Source organism: Metabacillus sp. 113a, from assembly GCF_050107635.1.
GTDB lineage: Bacteria > Bacillota > Bacilli > Bacillales > Bacillaceae > Metabacillus_B.
Genome location: NZ_JBNILJ010000006.1, coordinates 88,248 through 109,214 on the forward strand (window position 1 = coordinate 88,248; position 20,967 = coordinate 109,214).

The window sequence follows — 20,967 nt, forward strand, 5'->3', positions numbered from 1 at the left end:
GCTCTGCCTATAATGACGGTAAAGAGGTGAAAAAAAGTGAAAGCAGATCATGGGCTGTATATATTTTTTCTTATTTGGTACGGATGCGGCGTCATCCTTCTCGGGTTTGATATCCTGCCATCATGGCTTGAATGGGCAAATGTCGTCTTTCTTATCGCAGCCGGGGTAATCGGCGGTATTTATTTGTATCATACATATGGAGTAAAGCTTGGAGTTTTGCTGTCGCTTACGGTCATTGTCCTATCCATATTCATTGAGCATTTAGGGGCTGAATACGGGTTTTTATTCGGTGATTATGACTATACGGAAGGTTTTGGCCCGCAGGTGTTTGGGGCACCGATTACGATAGGATTTGCCTGGCTGATGGTGATCGGCGGGACTCATGCGATTGTGAAAACCCTCCTGCCTGAAGCGTCTGCGGTGGTCTTCAGTGCTGCAGGGGCGCTTCTGGCGGTTATGATTGACCTGATCATTGATCCTATCGCCTATGAAGTGAAGGAGTATTGGATTTGGGAAGCGGACAGCTTTTACTACAACATTCCCTTCTCGAACTTTAGCGGCTGGTTTATCCTGGCGTTCTTCCTTCATATGATTATTCAGCTTACAGGAAGAGCGCACTATAAAAAGAACCTGCTCTGGGAGAACCGAATGGCGACCGTTTTCTTTTTAATCCTTTTTATGTTCGTCCTGCTGGCAGTGATTAATTCGCTTTGGCTTGCTGTTGCGTTTTCCATTGTACCGGCGCTTCTTATGCTCGGGATCTATATGTTAACGGTAAAGAGGGGTTCGCATGATCAAAGCAAGCAAAACCAGGTGGTTTGATTTTGGATTTTCTCAGTATACGAAACGTTTATTTAAAAAGCATTTCCGGGGAATCTACGTGCACACAGACTCAGAGCTCCCAGCGCATGCGCTATGGTGCGCAAACCATTGTTCATGGTGGGATGGTCTTGTTTTGCATTATCTGAACCGGGCAGTACTTAAGCAGGATTTTCATGTGATGATGCATGAAAAAGGGATGCGGGAGTTCCCTTATTTCAAGCACCTTGGCGCTTTTTCCGTTAATCGGGACCATCCCAGAGATATCATCCAGTCGGTCAGATACGGAGGGGAGCTGCTCCGCCGCGGAAAGAGTGTGGCAATTTTTCCGCAGGGAGATGAGAAGCACCTTGAGCAGCGTCCACTTGCATTTCTTTCCGGGCTGACGGCCATGGCGGAGATGAGTCCGGAAACTCCCATACTACCGATCGCCCTCTATTATTCATTCGGCTCCGAGAAAAAACAGGAGCTTTATATTCATGTAGGATCCCCGCTATCTTACCAGTCTTTAAAGGGCAGCCGAAAAGAAAAAACGAAAACAGTAGAAGAGGTATTCACAGCCCAGTTAGATGACCTAAGAGAAAAGGTGATATCGGGACAGGTGAAGAATTTTTCCAATGTTCTTTAAGGAAGAAGGGAAAACGATGAAAAAAGCGGTTGTTGCAGGGGCAGGTCTTGGCGGTCTGGCCTCAGCCATCACTCTGGCCAGCAAAGGCTGGGATGTGACGGTTATTGAAAAGAACAGCCATCCCGGCGGCAAGCTGATGCCGGTGGCGCTTGGTTCGTACCAGTTTGATTTCGGGCCGAATACCATTACGATGCCACAGGTTTTTGAACGGGTATTCCAATATGCCGGAAAAAGAATGAGCGATTACTTAGAATTCATTAAGCTCGATCAGCATACCGTAAATTTCTTCCCTGATGGAACTCATTTTTATTTCAGCAGTGATGCAGATGCCATGAAAAAGCAGCTGAAGAACCTTGATCCAAAAGGCTATGAAAATTACGACCGGTTTCTTGCAGAAATCACCAGGCTGTACAAGCTGTCTGAAACGCATTTTTTCCCGCGTATGTTTAAAAGTGTGCTCGATTATGCTTCTCCGAGCTTAAGCTATGCGTTTATGAAGGTCCGTCCGCTAGAAACGATGGATCATTTTTTCAGAAGGTATTTCGGCAATGAACATGTCGTTCAGGCTTTTAACCGGTATGCAACCTATATCGGTTCATCCCCTTATCAGTCACCGGCCACATTTGCGATGATCGCCTACCTGGAGCTTGTGCAGGGCGTATTTTATGTAAAAGGCGGAAATACAAGGATTGCGGAAGCATACTTCAGCCTCGCAAAAGAAATGGGCGTTCAGTTTTTAATGAATACGAAGGTTCAGGAGCTTCAGGTTTCCAATAAGAGGATTAATACGGTGCTGCTTGCAAACGGTCATGAGCTGACAGCGGATGAAGTGGTGCTGAATGCCGACTTGCTGAAGGCTTACCCTGAGCTGATCGCTGAGACAGACCGCCCGAAGTTTACTGATAAAAAACGAAACAGCTACTCGCCATCCATTTCCGCATTCGTTATAACCGCAGGGATAGAAGGCAAAATAGAAAAGCTGGCCCATCACAGCGTCTTTTTTTCAAGCGATTACCGAAAGGAGTTTGAAGACCTCTTCAGCAGCCAATCCTATAGTGAGGATCCGACCATATACATAAGCAACTCATCATTCAGTGACCCTGCGCAGGCACCAGATGGGAGCAATTTATTTATTCTTGTAAACGCCCCTCCCCTTACAGAGGAAGGACGGCTGCAAATTTCCCCTCAGCGCTACAAAACGCTCATCTATGAAACACTCGAAAAGAGAGGAATTTCCCTGACCGGCCGAATAAAAGAAGAGAGGCTTTTCACCCCGCTGGATATTCAGGATACATTTGGGGCTTACCGCGGGGCACTTTATGGAATTTCAGCCAACAAGAAATGGGATGCCTTTATGCGTCCGGGCAATTTTCCGGCGGACATCCAGAACCTCTCCTTTGCAGGGGGCAGTACTCACCCCGGAGGCGGATCACCGATGGTCACAATGAGCGGGATGAACGTTGGAGAAGAGATTGCAGGCAGGAAGAGATAAGGAGCCTGCTAAACGAGGAGCAGCGTGTAAAATCTTAATCTTAGACCTGAAAAATAAGACCTGAACAGGTGTCCATTGCGTCTCAGAATGGAACCTTTCAGGTCTTTCATTTTTTAGTTTTCCTGGCTTTCCTATTGCTGCTGTTTATAATAGGGTATTTTTCTGACCCGTGGCATACCTGAGCAGAATTCTACCGGAATCTTATTCCTGCAGCACTTCTGGAAATCCGCTATCCGACCCTTCGCTCAGGTAAAAGATTCGTGTAGAGAAGGCGGCCGGCCTAGCGCAATCTGAAAAAAACGAGCATCACAAGAACTAGAGCCAGGAGCTGAAACGCAAATTGGACCCCATACCAGTCTGCCGCATAACCGAAGCTGATGCCGATCAGAATGGACAGCACATTGCAGATAAAGGCGTCGATCGAGGCTACGGTCACTCTGTAATCATCTGCTGCCTTGTCCTGCACCATCCCCGAAAGAATCGGACTGATCATTTCAAGCAGAGCGATGGCACCGATCACAAATAAAATGGCGCTCCAATGAGTAAGAGACCCGAATAAAAAAACACAGACGGCGGCTGCAGCAAAAACCGGCCGCAGACCATATCCGCTAGTTTGATAATAACCGGATATCAAGTTGGCGGCTGCGCTTGAACCAGTGATGGCAAAACTGATATATCCGAAGTATAAAACAGAGATTCCTGCAGCGGGATACACAAGCATACTCATCTCATGCAATTCGCTGTGAAGCACCGTCCCTGAAATCCCGCTTACCAGCATGATCATAAGCAGGCGTTTACTTCTCACCGTATAGGCAATAGCTGCTTTCAGCTGAATCCATACATGTTTTTGAAAAATAGGTCCATCTGATGATTCTCTTTTCGGCTCTTCTAAAGAAAGGGCTAAATAGAGACAAAGGGGGAAACCGGCGAGAGATAGCCAGTATACTGCTTCAAACGATGTATAATATGCGATATAGCCCCCGGCGATTGAGGACAGGCCGAGCGCAGCATTTCCGGCAAATTGGCACCGCCCGTTCCATTTCACATACTCTTCTGCCCTGCCCTCTTCCTTTAAAGACATATATAGAATAGACTCCGTCACACCTGATTTCATCGATCCGCCTATTGCAGCGGCCAGATAGGCCAGGCTAAACCCGTACATATCATAAGCAAAAATAGAAAACAAAAATTCAAAGTAGCAGATAAATAACCCTGCAGCGAGCATGTATTTCTTTTTCCATATATCCGCCAGCGCCCCGCTCGGTATTTCCAGAAGCGCACTGATCAAAGCGTATAGGATTATCAGGTTTTGCATATCTAAAATGGATAAGCCGCGCGACTCTGCAAAGAGCCGCTCGATTACATAAGCAAATACGAGTGCTTCACATATTGAAATCCCCAGCAGTTTCCAAGTATTTTTCATCGTTTTCGTCCCCCTGATTTTTCTTTTTGCTAAAATCAATCAGGCGGACCCCGCACACGCGGTCAAAATCAGCTGCTGGATTTATTGCGGATCATCCTGCATCTCCTCCTTTTTCCTTTACTAAGCATTTATTCTGGAATGAACGGGATATTCCTTCTGGTTAAGCAAAAGAAAGAAACTGCCCTGCCTGCGTTAAGGGCGCCCTTTTTCCATTCATAGACTCCAGTCAGAAATGAATCCCAAAAGGGAGAATGAACCCCAGCAGCAGCGTGGCTCCAAGAAGGGTCAGACAGATGACCCAGAGAGCCTTATACGTTTCTCCCTTTACTTGATGGACTAGAATGATTTCCATAATTGCGATGGTTAAGCCCCCAAGAGCGGTCTTAACTAGATGGCCGAAGGAAATGGGAATTTGGGCAACCAGGTAGAATCCTGTAAACAGGACAAACATGTAGAGGACACGCAGCACGTAGTGAAGGAAAGCAGCCCTTTTTTTCAGGCCCTTTTGATTGAAACGGTAAACGGCAAAAAAGAGCAGGACTGCTGCCAGCCAGCTCAAAATATGATAATTTGTCACGTATTTTTCCTCCAATATTTGATTCTGACACAAGCTTACCATGAAAAAGGAAGCGTCCAAGAAACGCTTCCTTTAAATTTGTGACAATATAGAGATTTTCTCGTCCTGAGTCACATAGTTTCGTTTGCCGAAAACTTGATAGTGATTGCCACGGACCTTGTTTAATATAGCTTTGTAAAAAAATGCAGCGGCTTTTACAGGTGTTCTTGAATGGAGTGGATATTCGCTGATTGTGTCCATCGCTTCTTCGTAATAAGCTTCTGCTTCAAAAGCGAGGTATTCCCACACAGAAATAAAAGAATCGCTGATTATCCCTGATTCAAGCTCTCTTTCACTGTAGCCGAACTGATCCATTACTTCTTTTGGAAGATAAATCCGGTCACGATCCAAATCTTCCCCGATATCCCTTAGGATATTTGTGAGCTGCATCGCGATGCCAAGTGCTATAGCTCCGTTGCGCAGTGATTTCTTCTTTTTGGGAGCAAGAATCGGCAAAAGCATAAGTCCGACTGCACTGGCTACATGATAGGAATAGTCAAACACTTCTTCCAGCGTTTCGTATCTTTTTTTCGTCAAATCCATTCGCTGGCCTTTAATCATATCCCAAAATGCTTCCTCATCCATATCATAGCGGCTGAATGTGTCTTCGAGAGCGAGCCATATGTAGTGGCCGCGATCATGCCCGTTGTTTAAGAACCGTTTAAACTCCTCCTCGAACGCCAGCAATTCCTTTTCGGGATTCGTCCCTTCATCCACGATATCATCTACTGTCCTGCAAAAAGCATAGACGGCCCAAACCGCATTTTTCTTTTCTGAAGGGAGAAGAGAGAATGCTTTATAAAACGACTTGGAATGAATTCTAATAAGTTCTTCACATTGTGCATATGCGGTTTTAATCTTATCCACTTAAGCTCACCCCTTTATGTTTTTTTACATCTTCAAGCAGCTCGGATACCATCATTTTCGCACCCTGCATAACAAGCGGAATCCCGCCTCCTGGGTGAATGGATGCACCGGCTGCATACACATTTTTGAGCCTTGATGGCCGAACCTGCGGCCGGAACACACCGGATTGGAAGAGCGAAGGGGCAAGGCCAAAGCTTCCGCCTTCAAACAATCCCTCTCTATTGGCATCATTCGGAGTCTTGATTTTTTTCCAGATTATGTGCTCACGCAAATTTGGAAATCCTCTTTTTTCAAGACTGCTGATTATGCTTTCAACAAACTCATTCTGCTGTTCCCAGTCAATATGATTACCGGATGGAACCGGAACAAGGGCATAGAGGACGCTTTTCCCTTCTGGGGCAAGAGATGAATCAATAATCGATGGATGAAACGCATAGATGGATGGATCCGATGGAACTGTTTTTGAAGCAAATACCTCCCGCATATGCTTCTGAAAATCAGCACCCATAAAGAATTGATGCATAGAAGCATCCTTATACACTTTGTCCAATCCCATGTACAGGAGCAGACAGCCTGATGAAGGCGTGTAGTCACGCTTCGGTACGTGCGGCTCCAGCATGTGGGAAACAGATGGAAAATCCCCGTTCATGATCAAGTAGTCGGAAGGGTGGTATTCTCCATTCACATAAAGTCCTTCAGCCCTTTCCCCATTGGAGGAAATAGACTGGACAAGGGCATTTTTTCTGATTTCAACCCCTGATTCAATGAGCACCTTTTCAAGAATCTCCACAAGGCGAGCATATCCGCCTTTCATATAATAAACCCCATGCTTATGCTCACTGTAGGAAACCAGGGAATACATAGCTGGTGATTCAAAAGGATTCCCCCCGATATAAAGGGTTTGCAGGGAGTAGGCCTGTCTAAGCCTGTCATCACGGAAATATGTTTTCAGCGAATGATGGACATTCCGGTAGGCTTTGAGCTTCAATAGTGTTCTGATGTTATGTTGTGTCCAAAAGGACCGCCTGTCCACGAAAGCTTTCTCGAGAAACTGATCCTTGCCGAGCCGGAATCTCGTATCCATATCCTCCATAAATCTGGCAAAGCCCTTTTCTTCTCCTGGAAAGTTTGTTTTAAGCTCGTCCATTTGTTTTTTAAAATCTGAAAACTTGGAATAGGTTGTTCCGTCTGCAAAGTGAAGTTTGTATAGAGGGTCCAGTGAAACAAGCTCGTATTCTTCGTCCTCAATGCCGGATTCCCTTAAGATGCTCTGGAGCATCTCAGGCAGGAGAACGATTGTAGGTCCTTCGTCTACCTTGTAATCTCCCTCACTGACATAGGAGAGTCTTCCTCCAAGCCTGTCACTCTTTTCAAATATCGTAACATTAAACCCGTTCTTTTTCATCAATAAAGCGGTTATGAGCCCGCCTATTCCGCCGCCTGCTATACTTGCTTTCATAATGCATTCCCCAGTCTTTTGTCAGATTTGAAATCAGCCGGCTTTCCTCCATGCCGCTCATGAATCATATTCGTTGTAATCCGTGCTGACTCAAGGATGGTTGGCAGTCCGCTCCCGGGGTGAGTTCCCCCTCCAACAAGCCAAGCGTGCTCGAGCTCTTCAAATTCATTATGGGGTCTTAGAACCATCATTTGTGTCAGGTTGTGGGCTAGGTTAAAGGTAGCTCCCTTATATACGAAAATCTCTTTTTCCCATTCCTTCGGGGTAAGGACCCGTTCAGTTAGTATATGCTTATCCAAATCTTTAAATTCCGTACGCTCATGCAGGGTCTTCAGCATAAGGTCCCGAAACGCACCCTTTTCTTTATCCCAGTCAATCCCGCTCTTGTTGCTTGGAACAGGCGCAAGAATATATAGAGCGGACTGACCTTCAGGAGCAAGAGTCGGGTCTGTCACACTTGCATTCTGGATGTAAATCGAAAGATCATCAGGAAGGGAAAAATCTTTTGTGATTTTCTCCACATACTGTTTATAGTCTTTTGAAAACAGGATCGTATGATGCGGAAGATCGTATTTTTTATCCACTCCGAGATAGATCATAAATGTGGAGCAGGAGAATTTCTTCTTCTCAAGCTTTTGTCTGCCGTATTTTTTCAAAGCCCCATCTTCTACCAGATTTGTAACAGCATGCCCAAAGTCACCGTTAATGACGACCTCGTCTGCATAAACTTCCTCGCCGGATTCAAGCTTTACACCTTTTACCTGCCGTCCCTCCATAAGAAGCTTATCCACACCCATGCCAAGATGAACCTTCCCCCCAAGTTCTCCAAAAGCCTTCGCCATTGCTTTCGGAAGCTGGTTTACTCCTCCGATTGGATGGAAAACTCCATGTGCATGCTCCATATATGAAAGAATGGAGAAAGCACCCGGACATTCCCACGGAGACATCCCAAGGTATTTAGATTGAAACGTAAAGGCGAGCTTAACTCTTTCATCCTTGAAGTAGCTTGAAAGCACATCATATAAGCTCTTCGTTAACGTCAGCTTTGGAATGGCTTTTAAAACCCTCCAGCTTAAATAGTGGCGGAACCGGTCCATTCTGCTTTGCAGGATCGGGGTAAGCCTGTCCATCTTCTTTTCAGTATCTTTCATAAATGACAGATAGCCCTCCCCGTCTCCAGGGGCAAACTCTTCAATTCTCCGTTTCATCTCGTCCCGGTTCCTTGTCATATGCAAATTCTCATCCTCAAAAATGAGTTCATACATGTCATCAATCTCTTTTAATTCAAGGTAGTCATAAAGGTTCTTCCCTGCTGCTTCAAATATCTCTTCCGCCAGATGAACCATGCTCAAAAACGTTGGTCCTAAATCAAAGGTAAAGCCATCCATTTCCAGTGAAGAATTTCGCCCGCCTATATACTTTTGCTTCTCGTAAACATCGACATCGTAGCCTTTGCCTGCAAGCTGAAGCGCTGCAGCCATTCCGCCCGGACCAGCGCCGATTACGATTATTTTCTTTGTCATGATGGGTCGTCCCCCTGAAATTATACATTAGTTATACAAATATTATACGAATTAACGAATTAAAACACAACGAATAACTATTCTCTTCCACTATACCCTACCCTGCGCACAAGAGTTCAATTATGGCTGAACGGTCTTACCCGGAAATTTCATCCATAAGATCTTAGCCCTGAAACCGATTGAACGGCAGGAAGGACGGGCGAAATCTGATTGGGCCCTAAACGATTTATGCGGAGAATCAATAAAAGCTTTTTGAATCCGTTTACCCAGGTTCCGGGATAATGTGCGGTGGTGTTGCCTCCGACCCCTGATGCGGTAAAGCACTTGGGCCCCATCGCTTGTGCAGGTTAGGGGACGGAGCAAAACCAATTGGCATTCTGGGGGTCGGAGGATACCTCCGACCCTGTTTTCCGATCTGACAGGGACGGAGAGGATACGCTGCAATGTACCGAACAGAAGGGGGACAGAGTTTAGTGCCCTGCCAGATTGGGGCCAGGAGGAAAAGGCAGAGGAATCATAAAATCATAGAATCACTGCCTGAGTGCGCGGGACCCAATTGGGAATAACGGCGGCCTGAAATCTTATAAACTGATTTGAACCCGGTATTTCTCTGCCCATACATGAATTTGACCAAGATGGGCAAGAAGCTGCGGACCGCTCATCAGCTGGCCGAACCAGGGAGTCCCAAAATCGCTGCCATTCGTTTCAATGAGGCGGTTTAGCTTTTCTTTTTCAAAAAGCTCATGAAGAATCGAATCCTTCTGCTTTAAAGAGTTCTCAAGCATAACCCTGACTGCTTTTGTGTAGGCAGGATGATACGTTTTCGGATAAGGACTTTTTTTCCTGTACAAAACCTCTTCAGGAAGAACGCCCTCCAATGCTTTTCGCAGAATCCCTTTTTCCCTGTCTCCGTGCATCTTCATTTCCCAAGGAATGTTCCACACATATTCTACAAGCCGATGGTCTGCAAATGGCACCCTTACTTCAAGGCTTGCTCCCATACTCATCCGGTCTTTTCGGTCAAGCAGAGTAGTCATGAACCAAATCATGTTTAAATAGAAAAGCTCGCGCCGCTTGGCATCCGTTTCGCTTTCCCCATCAAGTGCAGGAGTTTCCGCAGCTGTTTCATCAAATCTCGATTCGACATACTCAGCGAGATGCAATTCGCCCTTCCATTTATCATTGAGCAAACCGGTTCTTGCTGCAGTTGACCTCATCCACGGAAACACATCCGCTTCACCCGGGCGGTGAAACCAAGGATAGCCGCCGAAAATTTCATCCGCACACTCTCCGGAAAGCCCGACTGTGAAATCTTTCTTTATTTCACGGCAAAACCAGAGAAGCGAGGAATCAATATCCGCCATCCCCGGCAGGTCCCGGACTTCAACTGCCTCTTGTAAAAATTGGGCAAGTGTTTCCTGGCTGATGATACATCTGTGATGCTCCGTGCTGAATGCATCCGTCATCTTTTGAATCCACGGCCCGTCAGAATTCGGCTGGAAGTCGTTCGCTTTGAAAAATTTTTCGTTTTCCTCGTAATCAATGGAAAACGTATGCAGCTGTCCTTTGCCTTCTTTTTTATAAGATTCCGCAGCAATCGCGGTAATCGCACTCGAATCCAGTCCTCCTGACAGAAAGGTGCAAAGCGGAACGTCTGACACGAGCTGTCTTGTAACCGCATCGGTAAGCAGAAACCGGACTTTTTCTACCGTCTCATCAAATGAATCGGTATGAGGCCGGCTCACAACATTCCAATACCTCCATTTCTTCAGACCATCCCTGCTCAGGATTAATGCATGGGCCGGACGAAGTTCAGAAATTCCGCTGTAGACCCCGTGCCCGGGAGTTCTGGATGGTCCGAGACCCATAATCTCAGCTAATCCCTCCCGGTTCATGACCGGTTTTGCATCCGGATGGGCAAGAATTGCTTTTAACTCGGACCCGAACAGCAGCGATCCATTGTCGTACCGGTAAAACAGCGGCTTGACCCCCATACGGTCCCTTGCGAGAAACAAACGTTTTTTGCTTGAATCCCATATCCCAAAGGCAAAGATTCCGTTTAAATGGTCCAAACAGTTTTCTTCCCATTCCATATAAGAGGCAAGGAGGACTTCCGTGTCTGAATGTCCCCTGAACGTATACCCTTTGCTTAAAAGAACTTTACGGATGTCCTCTGTGTTATACAGCTCGCCGTTATAGCAGATGGTATATTCTTTTCCGTCTCTCTCTTTTGTCATCGGCTGGACTCCGCTCTCCGGATCCACCACCGTCAGTCTCTTATGTCCGAACCAGACATTCGGCTGCCACCATAGGTTTGTGTCATCCGGCCCCCGCTTTGAAAGGGTTTCTGTCATGGCAGAAACGACACTGCGCTCTCCTGAAAGACTCCTCTTATGATCAGCCCACCCTGTAATACCGCACATATCCGCCATCTCCCTCAATCATATTTCATCAGCTGTTCCTATCCTATTCACAGTCTATGATTGATTGAATTGTCCTCATGAAGAACTTGTTGAATAAAGTTGTCCGATTACGGGTAAAAAGATATGTACATAGACAAATATGCTCTGGAGGGAACAACATGGCTTCTTCATTAAGAAAAAAATTGCTTCATACCCAGGAAAGGTCATGTATGATTGGCAGCATCTGCAGCTTAGAAGGAGAATGGCTGTTTTTTGAGGAGGATGCCGATGAAGGCAAGCTGATTGATTCAATGGATTTAAGCGACATGCATGTCATGAAAGACGGAAGGTGGACGCAGGCAATTTGGCTTTCTGATGGAAAAGTAAAAACTGATTCTGAAGAACTGATTTTGACAGATTCTCACTTAATCAGCGTTCGCAGAAGACTCCCCTTTGCTTTTGAACAAATGCTCCGCTCCCTTGATGACGATTCCTTCATCCGCTTTACAGGAGAACTGAATAATCTTGGTTTCTCCACATATGATTGCATTTATTGCTACAATCACCTTTTATTCGCCAATAATAAATTGAAAACATCCTGTACGTCCTTTTATCAATTTGATAATGAAGACAGCATTTGCGGGGTACAGCACCACCGCATGCCGGATCATGACATAATGGATCGTTATGAATTCACAACAAGCCTTGGGAAGCGGGCCATCCTGCTTTTAAAAAAATAAAAAGTCTGCCCCTGGATACTGCCGGGTGCAGACTTTTTTTCAGACGCCCATTTTGAGAAAACCAAGCGGCAATCGCCAGCCGAGCAGCAGAACGAGAACAAGCGCAATGATCAGCTGAATCCAAAAGCTGCGGACAGGCTTTCCTTTTCTCGAACGGACAAGAATCATCTCCATTGAAGCAATCACCCAAAGACCGGAAACGCCTTTAATAATATACTCGGCGTACATTCCATAAATCCCAAGTACTACAGTAACCCCGGATACAATGATCAGAATATAGAACACCCGCAAAATCATATGAACAATTTTGGAAGCCTTCGCGTTCCCTGAAGTATGTAGGTAATAAGCCGCAAAAAATAAAACAAGCCCAAGAATCCACGAAGTAATGTGCAAATGAATCATTCAAATCCCTCCTTTTTTGTCAAAATTCTACACACTCATTTTACCATGAATCAAACAGGCAGATGAAAAATTCGCAAAAATCTGCAAACAGATCCGCAAGGACGCCTCTTCTGGCGATTACGGGCAAACTCCCGGGTGCGGGCAGCTTCTTGTCAGCCATCAAGCATGCATAGCTGATTTGGCTTTGCTCCATCCCTTCCTATTAAAGTATGACCTTATCACTCTTCTTGCTGCTCTATTGTCATCTCCCTTCTACTAAGATATTGTATAGATAGGTGTTAATTTTCTAATTATTGAAAGCGCTGCACACTCTATTCATATTAACGGAGGGATTTGTATGACTACCAAAACATCTCACGTCATTGAACAAACCGAAAAATTCGGAGCCAACAACTATCACCCGCTGCCGATCGTTCTCTCAAAAGCAGAAGGGGTTTGGGTGGAGGATCCTGAAGGCAACAAATACATGGATATGCTTAGCGCGTACTCCGCAGTAAATCAGGGGCACAGACATCCAAAAATTATTCAGGCGCTGAAAGAGCAGGCAGACCGGATTACGCTTACCTCCCGTGCTTTTCACAATGATCAGCTTGGTCCCTGGTATGAAAAGGTGGCGCAGCTGACCGGAAAAGAAATGGTGCTTCCGATGAATACAGGAGCCGAAGCAGTAGAAACCGCTGTAAAAACAGCACGGCGCTGGGCCTATGATGTGAAAGGTGTAGCTTCAGATCAGGCTGAAATCATCGTATGCGAGGACAATTTTCATGGCCGGACTATGACTGCAGTATCCATGTCCTCAAGCGATGAGTACAAACGGGGCTTCGGACCAATGCTTCCAGGCATTAAAGTAATCCCTTACGCAGATCTGGAAGCACTCGAAGCCGCCATCACGCCTAATACAGCAGCCTTTATCATTGAACCGATCCAAGGCGAAGCAGGCATCAACATTCCGGAAGACGGCTTCCTGAAAAAAGCGAGCGAATTATGTAAACATCACAACGTACTGTTCGTAGCAGATGAAATACAATGCGGACTCGGCCGGTCAGGAAAAATGTTCACATGCAACTGGGAACAGGTTGAACCGGATATGTACATTCTTGGGAAAGCGCTTGGAGGAGGAGTCTTCCCAATCTCCTGTGTAGCCGCAGACAAAGAAATTCTGGGAGTGTTTAATCCCGGCTCTCATGGCTCAACTTTCGGAGGAAATCCGCTTGCCTGTGCAGTATCAATCGCTGCATTGGATGTCCTGATTGATGAAAAGCTGGCAGAGCGTTCTCTTGAACTGGGAACCTACTTCCAGGATCGGTTAAGAGAAATAAAGAATCCGGTTATTAAAGAAGTTCGTGGAAAAGGTTTGTTCATTGGAGTAGAGCTTCACGAAGCAGCAAGACCATACTGCGAAAAATTGAAAGAAGAAGGACTTCTCTGTAAAGAAACCCACGATACCGTCATTCGATTTGCACCGCCGCTAACCATATCCAAGGATGACTTGGACTGGGCGATTGAAAAGGTTTTTGCGGTTTTATCTTAAAGCGGATTTTTAGGAAGGCTCACTTCTGAAGATTTAAGCTGCCGGGAGAGCCGCTGCAATCCGGCAGAAGGTAAAACTAGATTTTGCCGGGCATACATTTGAGGTCGGAGCACAGCTCCGGCCTGTTTTTGTATGGTCAGGACACAGCAGGGTATTAAAACTCGCTGTTTTTCCTAAATCTCGCTCGCTTTTTTTTGATTGGAAGCTTAATTTTTATTTTATTGTCCGTATTTTGATTTTATTGTCCGTACTTTGGTTTTATTGTCCGTATTCTGGTTTTATTGTCCGTACTTTCAATTTATTGTCCGTATCTATGAATATAAAGACTTTTCGACAAAATTCGCTATTCTACGAGCAGGCGCAAGCCGGGTCACCGACCGCTAAGCTGCGAGAGGCTCTCCTTGCTTGCTCTGTCACAGGAGCATTAAACCGGTTCCTTTTCAAAATCAAATCCCATTTTCGACTGAAAGTGGCAGTGATTCTGGCTGTTCTTACTTTCTACCTTGTATTAACCCCCATTTATAGTACCAGTCTCCCCCGCTTTTGTTCTGATTGGAAGCTTAATTTCTATTTTATTGTCCGTACTTTGAATTTATTGTCCGTACTTTCGATTTATTGTCCGGATTCTGGTTTTATTGTCCGTACTTTCGATTTATTGTCCGTATCTATGAACATAAAGACTTTTCGACAAAATTCGCTATTTTACGAGCAGGCGCAAGCCGGGTCACCGACCGCGAAGCTGCGAGAGGCTCTCCTTGCTTGCTCTGTCACAGGAGCATTAAACCGGTTTCTTTTCAAAATCAAATCCCATTTTAGACTGAAAGTGGCAGTGATTCTAGCTGTTCTTACTTTCTACCTTGTATTAACCCCCATTTATAGTACCAGTCTCCCCCGCTTTTGTTCTGATTGGAAGCTTAATTTCTATTTTATTGTCCGTACTTTGAATTTATTGTCCGTACTTTGATTTTATTGTCCGGATTCTGGTTTTATTGTCCGTACTTTCGATTTATTGTCCGTATCTATGAATATAAAGACTTTTCGACAAAATTCGCTATTTTTCGATTGGCGGCTGCTATCTTAGAACAAAAATAAAAGACCTCCTTCCATGGCTGGAAGAAGGTCAAACAAGTGTCAGTTCACACCGTTCTCAAGAGTACCGATTCCTGTAATGGATATTTCAACCATATCTCCTGATTTTAAGTACCTTGGCGGATTGAAACCCTTTCCTACTCCGCTTGGGGTACCGGTGGCAATGATATCGCCGGGTTCCAGTGTTGTCCCTTGAGAAATGGTGGAAATAATCGATGCGATGGAAAAGATCATATCTTTTGTATGGCCGGATTGGCGGACTTCTCCGTTTACCCTCGTCTCAATTTGCAGGTCTTGCGGATCGGGAACTGCAGATTTATGTACGGCATAAGGTCCGAATGGACAGGAAGTATCCAGACTTTTTCCGAGCAAAAATTGTTTATGGTTTGCTTGCAGATTTCTAGCGGTTATGTCGTTTACAATGGAGTAGCCGAACACATAATCCATCGCCTCTTCAACCGGGATTTGCTTCCCCTTTTTCCCTATGATCACCGCGAGTTCTCCTTCGTAATCCAGCTCCTGCGTCAAATGCGGATGCGGATCAATCAAATCCCCATGGGCGATTACGCTTGTCGGTGCTTTGGAAAACAGCATGACAAATTTTGGTATATCCGCCTCACTGCCCATTTCAACAGCGTGATCGCGGTAGTTTTTCCCGACACAGAAAATATTTTTTCCGGGTCTTGGAATCGGTGCGAGCAAATCTACGTCAGACAGCGAGTAAACCAGTTCCTGGTGCTCATCTGACTTTTTAAATCTCTGCTCCATCAGCTGAGCCTGACTGATAAATTGATCCCCGTCTTTAATACAGTCCTCAAGATTTGCCGGAATGGTGTCCATATCAAAAAACTTCTTTTCTGCTCTTTGTAGATCCAATATCTGCTCGTCTTCCAGAACCAATCCAATAAACGTTCTCCCATTAAGCCTGGCTGCAGCAAATTTCATATACGTTTACCCCCATTGCCGTTCTGTCTGTTCTCTAATCATTCCAGAATCAATCTTACTCTGTATCTATTCTTTCGACATTCTCCTCTTGATTTCCTTCTTCCGAAACTTACTGCACTTAATCCTTCGTTCGAAACGGAGCAAATCCATCCTGGCTGATGCGCACATTGTTCTTCCCGAAAACAGCTTCGAACCTTTTCTTCTCTTTATTAAGCCGTTCCGGTTTAAACCACGCCTCTTCATTAAGCTCCTCCAGGATGTTACGGACTCCTAAAGAAACAGATCGGCGCCCGCCTGCTCCATCGCCCTGGAAGAAATCATCCAATGTAACGATCCCGGCCGCCTGTTTAAGCGTTTCGGGGAAATCATCTGTGAAAGGAAGCATAGGCGCAACAGCCGCCTGTGACGGGACTCCCGCCTCTGCCACCTGCTTTAATGCCCTGATTCTGGCTGCAATCGGAGGAGATGCCGGAGCGAATGCTTTGCGGACTTCGTCACGGTCTGTTTCAATCGTCATGCTGAATAACATGCCGCTGCCAAGTTTTTTAAACAAATCAAGATCTCTGGCAGCGAGAGGACTTCTCGTTTGCACGAATAGAAAATCAGGCTTTTCTTCCGTCATGGCCGAGAGCAGGGTCCTGGTAATCTCTTCTTTTGCCTCCTCACCCTGATAGGGATCTGTGCTGGAAGACATAAAGATACGAAGCGGGCCTTTCGCTTTCGCCCTCTTTAATTCGTTCTTAAAGCGTTCCTTTTCCGCCTGTTTAATATCGACCCACGTCCCCCACTCTTCACTCCGGAACAAGGAGACAGGCAATTTTCTTACATAGCAGTATGAGCACCCGAACGCACATCCTGTAAAAGGGTTTAAGGAGTGGGTATAATCATGCAGAAATCCACTCGTCTTCGTTAAAAATGCTCTGGGAGTCTTTTTTGTGACCTGCACATTTTCATCCCCTTTTTGTAACATTGTGTAACATTTTATGTTTTTTTATCGAAACTGGATACTTTTTCAAATTCCATTGTATAATAGTCTTATCCATTTTTTAGGACGAGCTGTTTGGTGAAGAAGATAGGTTTGCAACCGATTTCCCGCTCCTGTGTTTCCGATTTGAAAAGGACGGCTTGCCTGCAGCTTCTGATTAACGAAAAAGTACCTTTGAAAGTTGGAGAAGAAATGGCCTTTTTTAATGAAATTGAATCGAAAAGAAAAAGTTTAATTGATCTCGCATTAAAGCATGGTCTTAATTCCGACGTGACTCTCAAGTGCAGCCAGGAGCTGGACCATCTTCTTTTGCAGGAAATCAAACACCGGCAATCTCATCTGCAGAACATACACAAGAAATCCAAAACGAGCTGAAATCAGCCAATTTCCCCTAGTACAATCACACGTTTCGGTAAGTAAACCGCCTCCACCACTTTTCTGCCGGTCCCTGTTCAAAGCGCTTAAACCATAGAAAACTCATAAAAACCAGCACTGCATAAACAGATAGACCAATGAGAAGCGCCTGCAGTGAACCGGTTTTTCCATACAGTCCCAGTCCATAAGAGTAGAACAGGGCCGTACAAATCACTGACTGAAGCAAATAATTGCTCATTGAAGCTCTTCCCGCATATGTGAACAGCTGAAACAAAACGATCCGCTTCTCTCTGAATGTGTAAGAAGCGAGAAGAAGGATGGAAATATAAAAGAATGCCAAAAGAGGTCCCCCTATGGATTGGTGCATGTAGCTCCAAAAGACAGAGGCAGGAAAAAAGACCGGCATCCCTTTGATCAGCAAGCCTGCAGGACCCGCTGCGGCTGCAATCTTTATCCACTTCTTAGCCGTTTCCACTGATGGATTTTTCTCAAACCACCCGCTTTTCATGGCATATCCTCCAAGCAGGAACATCGGCAGGATCGAAAGAAGAAAAAATGGCGCCATTAAAAAATTGTTTACATAATACCAATCCTCTGCCCGCTGCCTGATCAGCTCTAAAAAGGTGCCAGTTTGATAAACATCCGTTATTCTTTCTGTTCCATTTTCTTCCACCTGTAACCCGTCTGCCCCTATCATCAATAAGCCGAATAGGGAGGAAGGAATCAAAATGAGCGACAGCCCCCATTTTGCCAAAGATCGGGCACTTCTCTGGATAAACAGCATAAAAATGAATCCGATAACCGCATATGTAATGAGAATATCTCCATGCCATATCAGAAAAGCGTGCAGCACCCCGATAATGAGCAAGCCTGTCATTCGTCTGGAAAAATAACGGCTGGGGGATTGCCCTCTTGCTTCAAGCCTGCTGTAGAACATAACGGCTCCAGCTCCAAACAGAAAAGCAAACATCGGATAAAAGCTTGTCTGAGCAAAAACGAATACAAAAACTTCTGCGATTCTGTCTGCTGCTCCTGTACTGTGAATAAGAGAGTTACGGTACAGTGCGGGTCCTGAAAAATCAAGAATGTTAACCAATAAAATTCCTAATAAGGCAAACCCTCTTAATAGATCCAGCGATTGAATTCTCTCCCCCTTTGAAATGGAGGCTGCTCTCTCATTTCCCATCTTTTCATCACCTCCGCGTTTATCACAAGTCTCCGCTCTTGTCATAAGATAAAGTAACTTTATGATTCATTCTACATCTGCGGCCGCCGCCCTTCAAGAAAATGAAAAGGATGTTAGCCATGCCAGCCATTGTCGGTGTTTTTAAGGTGAACAGTCTTGGTTCAAGCAGTGTGCTTCACATTGGAGACGTGTTTACGATTGCCCCCGTCAGCAGCGTCAAGACTTTCTCAGGGGCAGGTTCTTTCAATACAGGAGACGGGATGACCATTTTTAATCAAAATAGTGTCACGAATACATTTGACCAGGACGTAGTGGATCAGCCTGTTGTTGGAAACGCATAGAGGTGAAATGGATGAACTTTTATATTAATCAGTCAATTTGTATTAACTACCTGCGTGTAGGAGCTGTCAATAACTCATCCGTCCTCCAGATTGGAAGTGCCGGTTATATCAAATCACTCTCCAACCTCTACAATACCGGGGGATTTTTTGAAACAGCTCCGCCTGCGACCAGACGCGCAGAGCTTGGGCAGGTTCTCTCAAGGCCGCTAGTCCCTCTCGCACCTCCTCCCTCCAGATAGCAGTGAACCGTTTAACCTATAGGCATTCACCCAATTTGCTTTCACTGCATACGATGCATTAAGCAATGATCGTAGGATTGAGAGGTGTTTGCTATGTATTACGGTAATGATGTAGGCTCCTATCTTCAGCAGCTGTGCCAATGCATTCAGTCCCAGCAGAATAAAATCCAGCAGCTGGAGACGATGATTGTGCAAATGTCTGCCGATTTGAAGGCCCTCAAGGATAAACCTTCCACAAGCATTGAGAAAATCGAGTACAAATTCGACCAGCTCAAGGTTGAAACCTTGGAAGGGACACTGAATATCGGCTTAAATCCTACTGATCCTGAACCAATTGAAAATTTCGAAGTCATCCAAAAGGGTCAGCAGGTTGGAAAATTGGAGCGTGAGTACAGCGGCGAAACGTATGCTATAGCACTTGACCAGCTGAATACGTATTTAAGTGAAGAATGCATCATGATGCTTGAAGCGCAGGAGCAGCGCCATAACCGAAAACTGAATGATGAGCAGCGGAAAATGGTCATTGAAGATATCCGCAAGCAAATAGATACGAGAGTCCAATATTATCTAAAAACCGCAAACTTCCAGGAGGGCGATCCAGAGGCCCAGGCCGATCAGATTACTGCAAGAGTAAAGGAAGAGATTGCTCAATCAGTTGACCATTTTATTAAATACCTTCCTGTCGAAGTGAAAGGAGATCAGCCGTGAACTTTACCGTCGTAAACAAGGATATCAATGTTGTGTTCTGCAGAGTAGCCGCTGTTGCTACTTCGTCTGTATTTTTAATCGGGGATGCGAACAGCATTGCAGGTTCTGCTGTATTTGACACTCCTCCGGAATCGCTGATTATCGGACCTTTTGTCCCGCTGGCGCCGCAATAAGAATGTATAACCGGAATTCGATTGTCGACGCGGCCTATGTAAATACTCTTGGTCTTTCTTCTGTCTTTCAAATTGGCGACTCAAGGGAAATTGTTCCTAAAGCCAATGTTTTCGCCGTGCAGCGGGAAGCTGAAATCTTCTATGACAACGAGGGGGATTTCAGCAGGTATGAAATTTTCCAGATCCCTATTCCAAGACCGGTTAGGACGGAGACCGTCATCCCGTCTTACTTCCATGAAAAACCTTTTATCCGAGTCAAGTTTGTAAAATTGCTGGCCGTTTCGACCTCCGGTGTCTTCCAGATTGGTTCAACCGACTTAATAGATGCGGAAGCAAGGGTGAAGCATACGCGCCAGCTTTTCCGGCCGGGCGGAGCATTAGATGCGGAAGCACAATCCGGCCAGGACTGAATATACTGGTCATATGACTTAGAGAATAAAGGGTGCTTGCCATGCCAGCTATCGTCGGTCCTATTAAAATCAACACCGTTGCCGGCGGGGTCGTTAACTTTGGTGATACGTTTTACCTATCCCCTAAAAGCTCCTCCAAATCAGCTGCAGGCTCGGGCGGAGGAAACACAGGTGACTTCTGGATCTTAAATAATGGAATCAGTGCCACAAATATGATTGATCCGGATGTGGCGGATCAGAATATTGTTGCCAATAATTGATGAAAAAGAGCACCTGCGCAAAAAAGCGGTGCTCTTTTTCATCCTATTTACGCTTCCGTCTTTCAGCGGATTTTCTCGTCTGGATCAGCTTTGTAGACGGCTGCTTCCGGATCCATTTAATAAACTTGGACAGCTTTTCATCGCGCTGCAGATCCTCAATGGCAGAGAGCCTTGCTGCCAGCTCATCATTCGTGTAGAGGGCATGAATTTGCTTATGGCATGGTATGCACAATGGAGCTGTCGGGAGAAACGTCCCGCCCATTTCTTTCGGAACAAGATGGTGGATGGTGATCTCCACGTCCTTTCTTCTGCAGAGCCTGCATGTTCCAATTGTTTTTTTAGCCATATGCTGCC

Annotated in this window: 23 protein-coding genes; 12 read left to right on the top strand and 11 right to left on the bottom strand. The window is 45.4% G+C overall.

Annotated elements, in window-relative coordinates; translation table 11 throughout:
* Positions 1–36 precede the first annotated feature (36 nt).
* The 3 genes from ACQCVE_RS11610 to ACQCVE_RS11620 are packed head-to-tail and all read left to right on the top strand — an operon-like array spanning position 37 to position 2,939.
* Positions 37–822 carry a carotenoid biosynthesis protein gene (locus ACQCVE_RS11610; protein ID WP_426845162.1) on the top strand — a complete coding sequence of 262 codons (786 nt, stop codon included), beginning with the start codon at positions 37–39 and terminating at the stop codon, positions 820–822.
* Positions 791–1,447, top strand: a complete 657-nt coding sequence (locus ACQCVE_RS11615) for a lysophospholipid acyltransferase family protein (protein ID WP_426862910.1) — start codon at positions 791–793, stop codon at positions 1,445–1,447. The genes ACQCVE_RS11610 and ACQCVE_RS11615 overlap by 32 nt, the downstream gene beginning before the upstream one ends.
* Positions 1,437–2,939 (top strand): phytoene desaturase family protein, encoded by a 1,503-nt coding sequence (locus tag ACQCVE_RS11620; RefSeq protein ID WP_426862912.1) that lies wholly within the window; start codon positions 1,437–1,439, stop codon positions 2,937–2,939. Before ACQCVE_RS11615 ends, ACQCVE_RS11620 begins: the two co-directional genes overlap by 11 nt.
* A gap of 280 nt (positions 2,940–3,219) precedes the next feature.
* Here ACQCVE_RS11620 and ACQCVE_RS11625 read toward each other — a convergent pair whose 3' ends face one another.
* The 6 genes from ACQCVE_RS11625 to asnB form a co-directional block, all read right to left on the bottom strand.
* The gene (locus ACQCVE_RS11625; RefSeq protein WP_426845159.1) at positions 3,220–4,362 is read right to left on the bottom strand and encodes an MFS transporter; all 1,143 of its coding nucleotides are present in this window, start codon (positions 4,360–4,362) and stop codon (positions 3,220–3,222) included.
* Positions 4,363–4,588: 226 nt separating this feature from the next.
* A complete protein-coding gene (locus ACQCVE_RS11630) occupies positions 4,589–4,939 on the bottom strand; it encodes a DUF1516 family protein (RefSeq protein ID WP_426845158.1) in 351 nt (116 codons plus the stop codon).
* A gap of 72 nt (positions 4,940–5,011) precedes the next feature.
* The gene (locus ACQCVE_RS11635; RefSeq protein ID WP_426845157.1) at positions 5,012–5,845 is read right to left on the bottom strand and encodes a phytoene/squalene synthase family protein; all 834 of its coding nucleotides are present in this window, start codon (positions 5,843–5,845) and stop codon (positions 5,012–5,014) included.
* Positions 5,838–7,304 (bottom strand): phytoene desaturase family protein, encoded by a 1,467-nt coding sequence (locus ACQCVE_RS11640; RefSeq protein WP_426862913.1) that lies wholly within the window; start codon positions 7,302–7,304, stop codon positions 5,838–5,840. The genes ACQCVE_RS11635 and ACQCVE_RS11640 overlap by 8 nt, the downstream gene beginning before the upstream one ends.
* The gene (locus ACQCVE_RS11645; protein ID WP_426862915.1) at positions 7,301–8,827 is read right to left on the bottom strand and encodes a phytoene desaturase family protein; all 1,527 of its coding nucleotides are present in this window, start codon (positions 8,825–8,827) and stop codon (positions 7,301–7,303) included. The genes ACQCVE_RS11640 and ACQCVE_RS11645 overlap by 4 nt, the downstream gene beginning before the upstream one ends.
* A 581-nt stretch (positions 8,828–9,408) precedes the next feature.
* The gene (asnB, locus tag ACQCVE_RS11650; RefSeq protein ID WP_426845154.1) at positions 9,409–11,250 is read right to left on the bottom strand and encodes an asparagine synthase (glutamine-hydrolyzing); all 1,842 of its coding nucleotides are present in this window, start codon (positions 11,248–11,250) and stop codon (positions 9,409–9,411) included.
* A gap of 158 nt (positions 11,251–11,408) precedes the next feature.
* On the opposite strand from asnB, the gene ACQCVE_RS11655 reads away from it, so the two are divergent.
* On the top strand, positions 11,409–11,969 hold the full coding sequence (locus ACQCVE_RS11655; protein WP_426845153.1) for a DUF2777 family protein: 561 nt from the start codon (positions 11,409–11,411) through the stop codon (positions 11,967–11,969).
* A gap of 39 nt (positions 11,970–12,008) precedes the next feature.
* On the opposite strand, the gene ACQCVE_RS11660 is transcribed toward ACQCVE_RS11655, so the two are convergent.
* Positions 12,009–12,371, bottom strand: coding sequence for a YisL family protein (locus ACQCVE_RS11660; RefSeq protein WP_426862916.1), 363 nt, complete (start codon positions 12,369–12,371; stop codon positions 12,009–12,011).
* A gap of 337 nt (positions 12,372–12,708) precedes the next feature.
* On the opposite strand from ACQCVE_RS11660, the gene ACQCVE_RS11665 reads away from it, so the two are divergent.
* The gene (locus tag ACQCVE_RS11665; RefSeq protein WP_426845151.1) at positions 12,709–13,902 is read left to right on the top strand and encodes an ornithine--oxo-acid transaminase; all 1,194 of its coding nucleotides are present in this window, start codon (positions 12,709–12,711) and stop codon (positions 13,900–13,902) included.
* Between the two features lie 1,131 nt (positions 13,903–15,033).
* On the opposite strand, the gene ACQCVE_RS11670 is transcribed toward ACQCVE_RS11665, so the two are convergent.
* Positions 15,034–15,936: a fumarylacetoacetate hydrolase family protein gene (locus ACQCVE_RS11670; protein WP_426862918.1), complete on the bottom strand. Its 903-nt coding sequence runs from the start codon at positions 15,934–15,936 to the stop codon at positions 15,034–15,036.
* A gap of 118 nt (positions 15,937–16,054) precedes the next feature.
* Positions 16,055–16,906 (bottom strand): radical SAM protein, encoded by an 852-nt coding sequence (locus ACQCVE_RS11675; RefSeq protein WP_426845149.1) that lies wholly within the window; start codon positions 16,904–16,906, stop codon positions 16,055–16,057.
* Positions 16,907–16,999: 93 nt separating this feature from the next.
* On the opposite strand from ACQCVE_RS11675, the gene ACQCVE_RS11680 reads away from it, so the two are divergent.
* On the top strand, positions 17,000–17,296 hold the full coding sequence (locus ACQCVE_RS11680) for an aspartyl-phosphate phosphatase Spo0E family protein (RefSeq protein ID WP_426845148.1): 297 nt from the start codon (positions 17,000–17,002) through the stop codon (positions 17,294–17,296).
* Positions 17,297–17,321: 25 nt separating this feature from the next.
* Here ACQCVE_RS11680 and ACQCVE_RS11685 read toward each other — a convergent pair whose 3' ends face one another.
* Entirely contained in the window at positions 17,322–18,482 is a 1,161-nt protein-coding gene (locus ACQCVE_RS11685) for a DUF418 domain-containing protein (protein ID WP_426862920.1), read from the bottom strand.
* A gap of 119 nt (positions 18,483–18,601) precedes the next feature.
* Between ACQCVE_RS11685 and ACQCVE_RS11690 the strand changes: the two genes are divergently transcribed.
* The 6 genes from ACQCVE_RS11690 to ACQCVE_RS11715 all read left to right on the top strand — a co-directional run bounded on the left by ACQCVE_RS11690 (position 18,602) and on the right by ACQCVE_RS11715 (position 20,613).
* A complete protein-coding gene (locus ACQCVE_RS11690; protein WP_426845146.1) occupies positions 18,602–18,823 on the top strand; it encodes a spore germination protein in 222 nt (73 codons plus the stop codon).
* 11 nt (positions 18,824–18,834) lie between these two features.
* Complete coding sequence (locus ACQCVE_RS11695; RefSeq protein WP_426845145.1) at positions 18,835–19,062, top strand: spore germination protein GerPB; 228 nt, start codon at positions 18,835–18,837, stop codon at positions 19,060–19,062.
* Between the two features lie 93 nt (positions 19,063–19,155).
* On the top strand, positions 19,156–19,770 hold the full coding sequence (gene gerPC, locus ACQCVE_RS11700) for a spore germination protein GerPC (RefSeq protein ID WP_426862922.1): 615 nt from the start codon (positions 19,156–19,158) through the stop codon (positions 19,768–19,770).
* Positions 19,767–19,943 carry a spore gernimation protein GerPD gene (locus ACQCVE_RS11705; protein WP_426845143.1) on the top strand — a complete coding sequence of 59 codons (177 nt, stop codon included), beginning with the start codon at positions 19,767–19,769 and terminating at the stop codon, positions 19,941–19,943. Before gerPC ends, ACQCVE_RS11705 begins: the two co-directional genes overlap by 4 nt.
* Before the next feature lie 2 nt (positions 19,944–19,945).
* On the top strand, positions 19,946–20,353 hold the full coding sequence (locus ACQCVE_RS11710) for a spore germination protein GerPE (protein WP_426845142.1): 408 nt from the start codon (positions 19,946–19,948) through the stop codon (positions 20,351–20,353).
* A 41-nt stretch (positions 20,354–20,394) separates the two neighbouring features.
* Positions 20,395–20,613 carry a spore germination protein gene (locus ACQCVE_RS11715; protein ID WP_426845141.1) on the top strand — a complete coding sequence of 73 codons (219 nt, stop codon included), beginning with the start codon at positions 20,395–20,397 and terminating at the stop codon, positions 20,611–20,613.
* A 43-nt stretch (positions 20,614–20,656) separates the two neighbouring features.
* Here the strand turns inward: ACQCVE_RS11715 and ACQCVE_RS11720 are convergent, their stop codons facing one another.
* Positions 20,657–20,959, bottom strand: coding sequence for an HNH endonuclease (locus tag ACQCVE_RS11720; protein WP_426845140.1), 303 nt, complete (start codon positions 20,957–20,959; stop codon positions 20,657–20,659).
* Positions 20,960–20,967: the final 8 nt, after the last annotated feature.